Below are 12,296 nucleotides of genomic sequence, written 5' to 3' on the forward strand. Positions count from 1 at the left end.
CCCTGCCATGTTTCGCGTTCTCGTTCTCTTTTACTTCCTGCTCGCCGCTGTTTGTCAGGCAGCCTCGCGCCCCAATGTTCTCGTCATCCTCTGCGATGACCTCCGTCCAGATGCTCTTGGCTGTTATGGCTCCAAGCATGTAAAGACGCCGAACATTGACCGCCTCGCTGCGGAGGGGGTGTTGTTCCAAAACTCCTTCTGCACCACCTCCCTTTGCTCCCCGAGCCGCGCCTCTATCCTCAGTGGCTTGTATGCCCACACCCATGGAGTGACCAACAACTTCACGGAGTATCCCTCCGCAATGAAGAGCTTCCCCCAGGTGCTTCATGACTCTGGGTATGCCACGGCCTACATCGGTAAGTATCACATGGGTGAAGAGAATGACGAACCCCGCCCCGGTTACGACTGGTTCGTCACCCACAAAGGCCAGGGCAAATACTTCGACACGGAGTTCAACCTCAACGGTCAGAAGCGTGAAGTCATCAAAGGTTATTACACCACGATCGTCACCGACATGACGCTGGATTGGCTGAAAAAGCAGTCTTCCGAGAAGCCTTGGTGCATGTTCCTCGGCCACAAGGCCCCCCACAGCTTCTACACTCCAGAGCCGAAATATGAGCATGCCTTCGATGACGTCCGCGTGCCCTACCCTGCCACCGCTTTCCAGCTCGACGACAAGCCCAAGTGGATCAAAGAGCGTCTCTACACCTGGCACGGCATCTACGGCCCGCTGTTCGAGTGGCGGAAAAAATTCCCCGACGACCGCCCCGAAGCTGTGAAGGACTTCGAGGCCATGGTGCATGGTTACTGGGGCACTATCCTCAGCGTCGATGACAGCGTCGCCCGCCTCCGCACTTACCTTGAGGAAACTGGCCAACTCGATAACACCATCATCGTCTTCATGGGTGACAACGGGCTCCTCGAAGGTGAGCACGGCATGGTGGACAAGCGTACCGCTCATGAGGCCAGCCTGCGCATCCCGATCGTCGCTCGCTTCCCGAGCCTAACCAAAGACGCCAAAAAAATCCCTCAGCAGGTCCTCACGGTGGACATCGCCCCTAGCATTCTGGAACTGTGCGGCGCTCCGACGGTGCCGAACATCCATGGCAAATCCTGGGTCAAGCTCGTGCAGTCCGGCGACCCGGCATGGCGCAAAAGCTGGTTCTACCACTACAACTACGAGAAGCAATTCCCCTACACCCCGAACGTCCGCGCCATCCGCACCGACGAGTGGAAATACATCCATTACCCGCACGGCAACGGCAAACCTGACCGCCACCTGGCCGAGCTGTATAACCTGAAGGATGACCCCGGCGAGACCACCAACCTCATCGGCAAGCCCGAGCTGGCCAGTAAAGTCACCGAACTCCAGGCTGAACTGGCCAAACTCATGGCCGCCACAGGCCTCACCCCCGCTACCGACAAGATGCCCCTGGACGAAGGTGTGAAGAATGAGCTGCCCGACGCTGAAATCCGCTGAGTCCAGCCTCCCGCTCCATCATTAAGGACGCCACACGCCACCTAGCCTGCTGTTTGCAGTTTAGGTGGCGTTTGCATTGAGGTGACAAGTGAGGTCAGGCCCGACTTCCTGTTTGCCGGACAGGATGGTCTGTTGCACCCATGGTGTTAGCTACCTATCCGTCGGCGCACTTCATTCAGTCACTTTGCTTGGAGCAGATGAGGTTAGACGCTCCGGCCATGGGCACCGTTTCCACGGCTGCTGCACAACGAGGCGAGTTCTTGGAACGACCATGCTGTAGCTCATTAAGCACGGAATCCCTCACTTAGATTGCTGTTTGCAATTTAGGCGGTGTTTGCATGGAGGTGACAAACCAAGTCGGGCGCTATTTCTTGTTTGCCGGACATAATTGTTTGTTGCACTAAATGCCGGGGCCCATTGGCCATCACCCTCCCTTCATGCACCCTTTTTTTGAGCAGACGACGTTAGTCGCTCTGGCTATCGACGCATCTCGCAACCTCATTCACGCCAGCTCTGCCGCGAGCCGAGTTCTTGGATATTCGACCAGCGAACTTCTTCAGCGCCCCTTCATCAGTCTGCTCCAGGCGCCTTCCAGCATCACACCGGCGGTTTTCCCTCACGAGCTGACCCAGGTGAGTCCGACCCAGCCGACTTGCTGTGATCTCACGCTGATTTGCCGTGATGGCCGACCTCTCCCCGCCAGCTTCAGCGTTTCCACCTATCTCTCTCCTGCCACAGGTAGCCAGCACCTCCTGCTGCTGATGCAGCCTCCGCTGAAAGCCCTCACTCAGCAGGTCACATCCAAGGAAGAACTCTTCCTCCGCGCCTCCCTCAATGCGCTCCCCATCGGCTTAGCCGTTCTCGATGGAGACGGCGTCATCGTCATCACCAACAAGGCCTGGGGTCAGCCGGAAAATCAGGCTGTGCTTCCCTGGACGGCAGGCTGCCCGGGGGACAACTACCTCGATCTCTGCGAAAAAATCGCCGCCAGCGGCAGTGAACCCGCCCGCAACACCCTCGATCAGGTGCGCAGCGTCCTGGTCGGCCAGCTTGCCGAGGCCTGCATCGAGCTCAGCGGCACCTATCAGGACGAGGAAAGGAACCTCCTCTGCAAAGCCACCCGCTTCCAAAACCACGGTCCCGTCCACGTCGCCATCACCCACGAGGACATCACCGCCATGCGCCAGACACAGCGGCGGGCCGAGCGGAATCGCCAGCAATTCCAAGACCTCTTCGAGTGCGCGCCTGACGCCATGGTCATGACCAATGCCGAAGGCCTCATCACCCTCGTCAACCGCCAGGCCGAGCAGCTCTTCGGCTACCAGCGTGACGAACTCATTGGCCAACCCGTGGAGATCCTCATGCAGGAGCAGACCCGCCGGAGCCACGTCGGCCTGCGCCAGCAATACCTCGCCTCCGCCATCCCCCGCCCCATGGGCGTCGGCCGCTCCAATCTCAAAGGCCGCAAGCGCGATGGCTCCGTCTTCCACGTGGACATCAGCCTCAGCCCCATGCAGTCGGACCACGGCCCCCAGGTCGTCGCCGCCGTGCGGGACATCACCGAGCGCGTGCAGGCGGAAAGCCAGGTCCGCCAAGCTCTGGCCATGCTCAATGCCACCGATGACGGCGCCTTCATCTTCCAGCCCGAGACCCTGGCCTTCATCTTTGTCAATGAGGGAGCCACTCGTCAGCTCCAGTATAACCGCGAGGAGCTCCTCGGCATGACCGCCCTGGATATTCTGCCCGAATATGATGAGCCCCGTCTGCGCAGTCTCCTCCAGCCCCTCCTGACCGGAGAGAAGACCGTCCGCCGCGTCACCACCCAGCACCGCACCCGCAGCGGCAGCCAGCTCCCGGTCGAGATCAGCCTCCAGGTCGTCACCACCGAGGAAGGCCAGCGCCGCTGCATCGCCATCGCCCGCGACATCACTGAGCGCCTCCAGCGCGAGCGCAAGGAGCGCCGCACCCAGCGTCTGGAAAGCATCGGCACCCTCGCCGGCGGTGTCGCGCATGACCTCAACAACGCCCTCACCCCCGTCCTCATGATCTGCGATCTCCTCAAAGAGCGCTACCCTGAGGCCGCCGAACTCCTCCACACCGCCGAGTCCGGTGCCCAGCGCGGGGCCGACATGGTCCGCCACCTCCTCACCTTCTCACGTGGCGTCGAGGGCGAGCGCCAGCCCGTCAGCCTCAGTGATCTCTTCAATGAGATCGCCTTCATCATCAACGGCACCTTCCCGAAGAACATCCAGCTCCACCTCCAGCACTCCCCCGGGCTCAATCTCGTCCTCGGAGACCCCACCCAGCTCCACCAGGTCATCCTCAACCTCTGCGTCAACGCCCGCGACGCCATGCCTACCGGCGGCAGCCTCAAAATCACCGCCGAAAACATCCAGCTCCACGCCCCCCTCATCGGCGCCCAGCCCGAGTCCCCCGCCGGCAGCTACATCGTCTGCCAGATCAGCGACACCGGCCTCGGCATCCAGCCCGAGCTGCTCGACCGCATCTTCGAGCCCTTCTTCAGCACCAAAGGGCCCGACCGCGGCACCGGCCTCGGCCTCTCCACCGCCCTCGGTATCATCCGCAGCCATGGCGGCTTCATCCGCGTCGAGTCCACCCCCGGCCAGGGCTCCACCTTCTCCATCTACCTCCCCGAGGCCCCCCTCAGCAGCGACTTCCTCATCGATCTCGATCCCCCGCCCGCCCCCGCCAGCAGCAGCGACTACACCGGCCAGGGCCAGCTCATCCTCATCGTCGATGACGAGCCCGCCGTGCGCGACACCATCACCACCGTCCTCACCGCCCTGAACTACCGCGTCCTCGCCGCCGCCGACGGCACCGAGGCCATCATCCACGCCGTCGAGAACAAGGACTCCCTCCACGCCGTCATTACCGATCTCCACATGCCTGAGATGGACGGGCTGAATTTCGTCCGCGCCCTCCGCCGCATCATCCCCACCACCCGCGTCATCGTCGCCAGCGGTCGTTTTGAGCCGCCCCAGGTCCAGCAGTTTGAGCTCCTCGGTCACTGCACCCTCCTGCCCAAGCCCTTCACCCAGCCCCAGCTCCTGGAGGCCCTCCACCACGCCCTCCACGCGTCTGTGTAGGCCCGCTAGCGTTTTTCCCCACATCCGCCCGCCACCTGGGTCAAAATCCCAGCCGTCATGCTAAAATCCTCTTTACCCCCTGTCATCTTCAGGCGAAAACCGAGGCAGGACATGACCACGCGGCCCGTCATCTTCATCTCTGCTGTTTCTAAGGAGCTCAAAACAGCGCGCGACCACGTCGCCAAGACCCTCATCTCCCTCGGTTACGAGCCCAAGTGGCAAGACATCGCCCCCACCGAGACCGGCAACCTCAGCGGCGTCCTGCGCAAGTGGGTGGATGACTCCCAGGCCGTCGTCCAGCTCATCGGCAAATGCTACGGTTACGAGGCCCCCCAGCCCGACCCCCAGTTCGGCCGCTGCAGCTACACCCAATACGAAGCCCTCTACGCCCGCAGCCGGGGCAAGAAAGTCTGGTATCTCCCCGTCGGTCCCGACTACACCTGCGACACCTGCACCGACGAACCCGAGGAGTTGCGACAGCTCCAGGCCGACTACCTCCAGCGCATCCGCGCCCAAGGCGACCTCCGCCACGGCTTCGCCAGCCCCACCGAATTGGAAAACTTGGTCCTCAAGCTCCGCGACGACCTAGCCCGCCTCCGCCGCTGGTCCTACCAAGGGGCCATCGCCATCCTTGTGCTTCTCCTGCTCGTTGCAGGGGGAATCGTTTGGTTACAAATAGGGCAACAGCAGACCCACCAGACGCAGAAGCAGTCCCTTCAAAACGACGATCAGATCAAAGAAGACATCGCCGATGTAAAGCGCATTATCGCCGATTTTAACCAAGCTGCCGACTACCTCATTAAAGGTGGCAGTAAAGAAAAACTCGCCCAAGAATACGATAGCGTCCTGCGATTTACCGCCAAGCGGTGGAGTATACCAGCCACCCGTCTGCATAACCTTATCGAGGCCAATACAGCTAGTATTCTTAGCGATCCAAACATTTCTCTTCTAGTCAAAATCGGGGCGCTAAGAGATGCTGGCCAATTTATTGAAGCACGTAATCTTGCAGTCCAAGGAGCTAAAAACCTTGAAACAGTTCAAGTAGGTCAAACTCATGAACAAGTTCAGTTATGGATAGAATCCTCCATTTCCGAAATCCAGTTAGGCAATTATGAGCAAGCTTATATATATGCAAAAAAAGCGGACAGCTTAGCAAATCGAGAAGATCATTTTGAGACATGGGCTTCGGCTCGCCATACTTTGGGAAGAACACTGATATTATTGTCCCGTTATAAGGAGGCCCTGGAAATCTATAATGAAATCCTGCCTTTACGTCAAAAGGAACTAGGAGATGAAAATGAGGATACCCTCATGACACGAAATAATAGGGCTTATGTATATGAAAAAATGGGAAACCATAAACAAGCCTTAGAGGAACATACAAAGGTTTTTGAAATCAGGAAACGAACTTTGGGGGAATATCACAAAGACACAATTCAAAGCCGAAGCAATCTGATAACAGTACTATATAGACTAAACAGATCTAAAGAAGCCGAGCAACTTGCTAGAGGCACTATTGAATTACTAGAAGATAAATATGGAGAAGATAGTCTAGAAGTTTCATCTGAACGGCTAAATCTTGGAAATACATTATTTTCTCAGGAAAAATACATTGAGGCCGCAAAAGAATATCAAAGGTCAGCCGAGATAAAATCTCGCCTTTTGGGGGCCGAACACCACGGGACGTTAATGAGTCGAATGGGCCACGCCAACGCTTTAAATGAACTAAAACAAAGTAAAGCAGCAGAAGTTGAACATAGGATTGTATTAGCCTGTCTAAAACGCACTTTAGGCCCTGACCATGCAGATGTATTGCTAGCGAATCACAACCTAGCATTGACATTGGAAAATCAGGAACGCTACCACGAAGCACTGACCTTCATGAAAGGTGCATATGAAGGAAGATTAAAGATCTTTGGATCGGCTCATTGGCTTACGGAATACTCCTTGGACGGCTGCAAACGACTAGAGAGGGAGATAAAGGAAGCCAAGGCCAATTAGCCTGGGAAATAGCCCGGTGTGGAATGCGAGCACGACGCTGGCGGATGTGACCTGGGCGGCGAGTGCGGACCCTGACCTGAAGGAATACAAGGTGCGCGCGGCCCCTGGGGAGGACTATGATGCGGATGATGAGGTGGTGCTGAATACGGGCCGGGAACGCGGCAGCCCGCCGGTGTATGTGACGCGCCCGATCGTGACGTGAGTGGCTGGAGGGTTGGAGTGCCCCTACCCCTGAGCTCTGAAACGCGCAGTCGCGTCCCGGAGTGCGGTGGTCCCGCATGCGGGACTCAAGCGCGACACCGCCCTGGGCGCTGAGGGGTCCTTCCCGTAACCTTAACCCTCTGAGCCCACGGACGCCTGAAGACCTCTGCCTTCGTTGCCGCCGTCTCCTCTCCGCCACAAGCGGTGTCGCCGAGGCGAGTGCCCTCGCCTCTCTGCCACCGCACTCCGGGACGCCCCGCGCCTCCATCAGACGACGGATGTGCCCGGGGATCTTTGGGACCCAGCGCCCGACCTTCCGAGCCGGGCGGCGAGTCCCTACAGCTTGCGTTTATAGCCGTCGCAGCGGTTGTGCCAACCGGCGAGCCAGCGCTGCTCCTTGCGGGCAGGCGGGGCGTTTTTCACACGGCGGGTGAGGACGGCTTTGGCGGAGTCGGCAAAGGCGGCGGGGGTGGCGGCTTTCATGCCTTCCAGCACCTGGAGGAGGCCCCAGCCCTGGCCGTTGTAGCGCTCGGAGGGGGCGGTGCCTTCGCCTTTGAAGTTGACATAATCAATGAGGCAGAAGGCACCTTCGGGGCTGCCGAGGAGGGTCTGGAAGCGCGACTCGACAAGCTGGGGCTGGGTGGACGCGGCCTTCATCTTCGGCAGGGCACGCTGGAGTCGGGCGATGATGAACTCGGTCTGGAGGCCGACGGTTTCACCGAGCAAACGGCGCAGTTCCCTCTGGCGCGGGCCTTCGCGGTCAATCAAGAAAGCGCTGCGGCTGGACCAGGGACAGGGGCCGTGGGTCCAGTCGGGCACCTGGACGCCGCGCTGGGCGAGGAAGGCAGCCAGAGGCGGGAAGCTTTCTTCAAAGGGGCCGCGTTTGCCCTGCGGATACCAGATGAAGTGGCCGATGCCGAGGGAGGCGAAGTCCTCGCCCATGTTCCAACTGGTGAGCCCCTCCACGGTGCCGCCACATTCGTTCTGCCAGATGCGCTGGCCCACCCGCTGGAGCTGGGGTCCGGTGAGTTGCGGGCCGGAGCCGGAGATCTGCGGCACCTGAGCGCAGGCGCTGAGGGTGAGGAGGAAGCCGGAAAGGGTGAGAAAGCGTCGGGCGGTCATATTTTAGTGGCCTTAACTTTAGCGGGTGATTGTGGCAGCGCCTGAAATGATGGCACAGAGCGAGCTGACGGATGTTAGGCAGCAATTGATTAAGATTGATTCAATGATTTTCCAAAAGTAATCTGCATTTTCCACACGCCTTTCTGCGCCGCTGCGATGCCTTATCTGGCCTTTAACCTCAATGATGGGAACGAGTTTGTCTTCGACCTGCTCGATGAGCGGTTATCCATCGGCCGAGACATCAAGAACGACATCGTCATCGATAACACCTACATCTCGGGCTTTCACGCGGAGTTCGTGCGCCAAGCGGACGGCGGTTATGAGCTGGTGGACCTGAAGTCTTCGAACGGGACCTTTGTGAATGGCAAGCGGGTGGAACGTAGCCGGGTGAAAGGAGGGGACAAGATCCGTTTCGGTCAACTGGACTCGCGCTTCCGCGAGCGGGCCCCGAAAGGCACAGCCCCAGCCACGGAGGTGAAACCCGCCACGGCGAGTAAGGGGAGCCCAGCACGCACCGATGGCCGCCGAGGTGATACGGAATCCATCCCGGCTCGGGATGCGAAGCCGAGCGAGAACACTAGCCCGATCGAGCCCACGAAGCTGCCCCTGGCCCGGTCGGACGCGACCGCCAAAGGCCCCTCGGTAGCGCCGCCACCGATGGCACCGATCTCCCGCCCTGCCACCCTGGACCCCGCCCTGCAAAAACAGGCGGAGGAACTGCGGGAGGAACTGGCGAAACTGAAGCAGGAGCGCGATCTGCTGCGCACTGAAAATGAGAAGGAAGCCCGCCGCCGGGATGAGGTGCGTGCCCTGGAGAAGCAGATCGAAGATCACCGCAAGACCATGGCTGAAACGGAGCAGAAACTCGCCAGCCTGAAGACGGCTCTCACCACCTCCGAGACCGATGTGGCCGGACTGGACGGCAAGCGCCGAGAAGCCGCCAACCTGGAAAGCGAACTGGAGAGCACTCGCAGCGAATTGGGCAAGGTGCAGACCGACATCGCCATGGCCACCAAGAGCCTGCAATCTCTCCATACGGAAGCGGATCAGGTGAACACCGAGCGCAGCCGCCAGCTCAAGGAAAAGGAAGCACTGGCCGAAGAACTGGCTGCTCTGCGCAAGCAGATCAGCGAAGCCGAAGCGACTAAAACCGCCGCCAGCCAGCAGCAGGTGGAGGCGAAGAAGGCGGAAGCGGAAACACTGAGCAGCCGTGGTGCTGAGCTGGCGGATCTAGAAAGCCGCCTGACCTCCCGCCGTGAGGACCTCGCCTCGCTGGAGAAGCAGTGTGAGGAAGCCTCCTCCAAACTGAGTGGCCTGAGCACCAAGAGCACGCAAGCTACGGCCACTCACGAGAAGCTGAAAGCGGAACAGCTCCAGCTGGAGAACCAGATCAAGGATCTGCACCAGCAGCAGGAGAAACTGAAGGCGGAGCAGTCTCAAGCGGAGGCCACGGCCCAGCAAAAGCTGAGCGAGATCGAGGTCCAACTCCGCACGAAGACGGAGGCCGTCAAAGCCCTGGAAACCCGCGAGGCGGACCTCACGAATAAACTGGATGACCTCGCCTCAGCCGACAGCCGGCTCGGCACTGCCACGGAAGCGTTGAAAGCAGTGGAATCTCACAAGGCGGAGATCGCTGCGGCCATCATCCAGATCACCCAGGAGCGGGATAGCCTGACGCGCGAACTTTTGACCACCACCGAGAAGGGCAAGGCCCAGCACAGTCTCACGCAGACGCTGGTGACCCGGCGGGAGGCCCTGGAGAAGCAGATCCAAGAACTGTCCACCCAGCAGGAGGCTGCCTCGACCACTCTGGGAAAAACCCGCGAGGACTTGCGTCAAGTCGAGACCCATCTCACCGAACGGCAGGAGGAGAAAAAGAAGCTCGAGGCCGCGGAGAAACGTCTCCAGGACCAGACCACCACCCTGCGCCAAGAGGTGACGACTGCGGAAACCAAGCTGGCAGAACTGAAAAAGCAGGTCGCGGCTCAAGAGGATCGGGTGAAGACCCTGAATGACGAAGAGAAAAAGCTGGCGGAGATCCGTTCCGCACTCGTCACCAGCACGCAGGAGCGGGACAAGGTGCAGAGTGAACTGCAAAACCTCACCCTCCAACAGACCGCGCAGGAAAACCGCCTAACCACCCTCAAAACAGACGTGGAGAAGGTGCAGGCCGACCTCGCCACCAAGCTGAAGGAATTGGCGGAGGCCGAGAGCCGCACCCAAGCTCTGAAAAAGGAAGCCGAAGCCCTAGACATCCAGGTGCGCGAGCACGCCGACATCCAGAGCAAGCTGGAGCAGACCCGCACGTCCCTCACCAGCGCCACCGAAGAGCGCGAGAAGCTCACGGCCATCCTGGCCCCGCTCATCCAGCAGCGCGAAGATCATGAGAAGACCCTCCCGGGCCTGAAAGCCGAAGCCGAGGCCCTGCGCGCCGAGATGACGACGCTTTTACGCGATAAGCAGTCCACCATGGCCGCCCTGGAGAAGGCCCAGACGGATCGTAAAGCGGCCCTGGATCAGACCGATGCCCTGCGCAAGGAAGCCGCCAACCTGGAAAAACTGCTCTCTGACAAACGCAGCAGCCTCGAAGCCGAAACGGAGGCCAAGCTCGCCGAAGCCACGGCCGCGGAGACCCGCCTGAAGGACCTACAAAACAACATCGAAGCCGCCGAGAAACGCACCGTCGGACTGGCCGAAACCGAGAAGAAACTGGCCAGCGCCACCCAGGCCCTGCAAGAAGCTGAAAAGCGCCGTCAGACGGAAGAAAAGACCCTGACCGACCTAACTCGTCAGCAGGAGAACTTGCGCTTAGAGATCGCTCGCCTGCAGGCTGAGGCGCAGAACCACAACACGCAGATTGTGGATCTCGGCAGGAAGAGTCATAGCGAACAGACGCGGCTCGCCGATCTGGTGGAGAAGTTTGAGAAAGCCCAGACGGCCCTTCAGACGGCGGATTCTAAGCGCTTAGAAGCCGAAGCCTCCCTCGCCAAAGCCCGCGAAGAAGAAAAGATCCTGCGCAAGCAAGTCCCTGCACTCAACACGGAGGTGGCCGGTCTCCAGGCCATGCTGGTCGGGCTGAACAAAGAACGCGACGAAGCCTCCCAGTTCGTCATGCGGTTGAATGTCGCCACCGAGAATAACAACAAGAAACTCGGCGAGCTGCAGCAGCAAATTTCCCAACTCGAAGAGGCCCACAAGGTCCGTGAAGAACGCCTGATGAAAGCCCAAGCCGAGGTGGATCGTGAAGCCGCCCGCCTGAAGACGGCTCAAGAAGCCACCCGCGCCGCCGAGCTTGCCCAGCAGGAAGCTGAAAAGGAGACCAAAGAAGCCCGAGCCAAAGCCGATGCCGCCCGCACCCAATCCACTGGCCTGGAGACGGAGCTCAGCACCCGCATGGACCGCATCGAGAAGCTGAAGCTGGAGGAGACACGGATGCAGAAGGAAGTGGAAGGGCAGAAACTGGAAATCCAGGGAGCCCAAGCTGTGCTCGCCGAGCTCAACGACAAAATCCGGCACGAAGAGAGCCGCCTCTCCGAATTCACCCAGGTGGGCGGTAAAGTCCTCACCCTCGGGGCGGTGCTGGCCGGACTGGAGACTCGCCAAACCGAAGCCGGTAAGACGCTCCGCGATGCTGCCGAACGTGAGCTCGCCCTCCAAGTGAAGATCAATGCTCTGCAAGAGGCTGTGAACCGGGAGACCTCGCGGGCTGAGCAGATCAAAAAGGAACGAGTCTCTCTCGAAGCCGAACTTTCTGAGGCCACCCAAAAATCGGAGAAGCAGCAGGCGGTCCTCAAAGCTCAGGAGTCCGAGCAACGGAAACGCCTAGCCGAAAACGAGCAGCAGCTTCACGAGCAAATCGCCCATACGGAACGGCTCAAGGCCGAACTCGCGGACCTCAATGATCGCCGGGCTGAATTCACCCAAGCCGAGGCTCAACTCCGCCACTGGCAGGAGATCGAGGCGCGCCTGCGCGGACAACTCCTGGAACTGGAAGAGAAGCACGAGATCATGCGCCGCGGCCTCTCCACCGAGGATTCCACCGTGATCATGTTCGCCAATGACATCATCAAGCGCATTGACTTGATCGATGCGCTGTCCTCCCGCTATGCCGGACACAACGGCGGCGACGTGGTTTCTCAGATCCGCACCCTACGTCATTCGTTCGAGGATATCCTGCTCCAGCACGGCATCAGCGAGTTTGACATCACAGCAGGCACCGAAGTGGACGTGGATCTGCGGAAGCGCATCACCGTCGTGGAATCCGTGCCTGGCAAAAATAAGCCACGCGTGGTGGAAACCTGCCGCTCAGGGTTTATCTACTCTCGCGAGGAAGGCCACGAGGTCATCCTCCGCAAAGTGGAGGTGCGAACCTCCAGTCAGTAACT

6 protein-coding genes are annotated in these 12,296 nt (G+C 59.8%); 5 read left to right on the forward strand and 1 reads right to left on the reverse strand.

Annotated elements, in window-relative coordinates; all coding sequences use genetic code 11:
* The first annotated feature begins 7 nt into the window (after positions 1 to 7).
* The 4 genes from B5D61_RS03095 to B5D61_RS03110 all read left to right on the forward strand — a co-directional run bounded on the left by B5D61_RS03095 (position 8) and on the right by B5D61_RS03110 (position 6,790).
* The gene (locus tag B5D61_RS03095) at positions 8 to 1,480 is read left to right on the forward strand and encodes a sulfatase family protein (RefSeq protein WP_078811848.1); all 1,473 of its coding nucleotides are present in this window, start codon (positions 8 to 10) and stop codon (positions 1,478 to 1,480) included.
* A 437-nt stretch (positions 1,481 to 1,917) separates the two neighbouring features.
* On the forward strand, positions 1,918 to 4,587 hold the full coding sequence (locus B5D61_RS03100) for a PAS domain S-box protein (RefSeq protein ID WP_176159195.1): 2,670 nt from the start codon (positions 1,918 to 1,920) through the stop codon (positions 4,585 to 4,587).
* Between the two features lie 111 nt (positions 4,588 to 4,698).
* A complete protein-coding gene (locus B5D61_RS03105; RefSeq protein ID WP_176159196.1) occupies positions 4,699 to 6,588 on the forward strand; it encodes a tetratricopeptide repeat protein in 1,890 nt (629 codons plus the stop codon).
* 16 nt (positions 6,589 to 6,604) lie between these two features.
* Positions 6,605 to 6,790: a hypothetical protein gene (locus tag B5D61_RS03110; protein ID WP_078811851.1), complete on the forward strand. Its 186-nt coding sequence runs from the start codon at positions 6,605 to 6,607 to the stop codon at positions 6,788 to 6,790.
* 335 nt (positions 6,791 to 7,125) lie between these two features.
* Here the strand turns inward: B5D61_RS03110 and B5D61_RS03115 are convergent, their stop codons facing one another.
* A complete protein-coding gene (locus B5D61_RS03115; RefSeq protein WP_245846441.1) occupies positions 7,126 to 7,911 on the reverse strand; it encodes a hypothetical protein in 786 nt (261 codons plus the stop codon).
* A gap of 156 nt (positions 7,912 to 8,067) precedes the next feature.
* Here B5D61_RS03115 and B5D61_RS03120 point away from each other — a divergent pair, with 156 nt between their 5' ends.
* Positions 8,068 to 12,294, forward strand: coding sequence for an FHA domain-containing protein (locus B5D61_RS03120; RefSeq protein ID WP_078811852.1), 4,227 nt, complete (start codon positions 8,068 to 8,070; stop codon positions 12,292 to 12,294).
* The last annotated feature ends 2 nt before the right edge of the window (positions 12,295 to 12,296 follow it).

Origin of the sequence: Prosthecobacter debontii (genome assembly GCF_900167535.1) — a bacterium.
GTDB classification, from domain to species: domain Bacteria; phylum Verrucomicrobiota; class Verrucomicrobiia; order Verrucomicrobiales; family Verrucomicrobiaceae; genus Prosthecobacter; species Prosthecobacter debontii.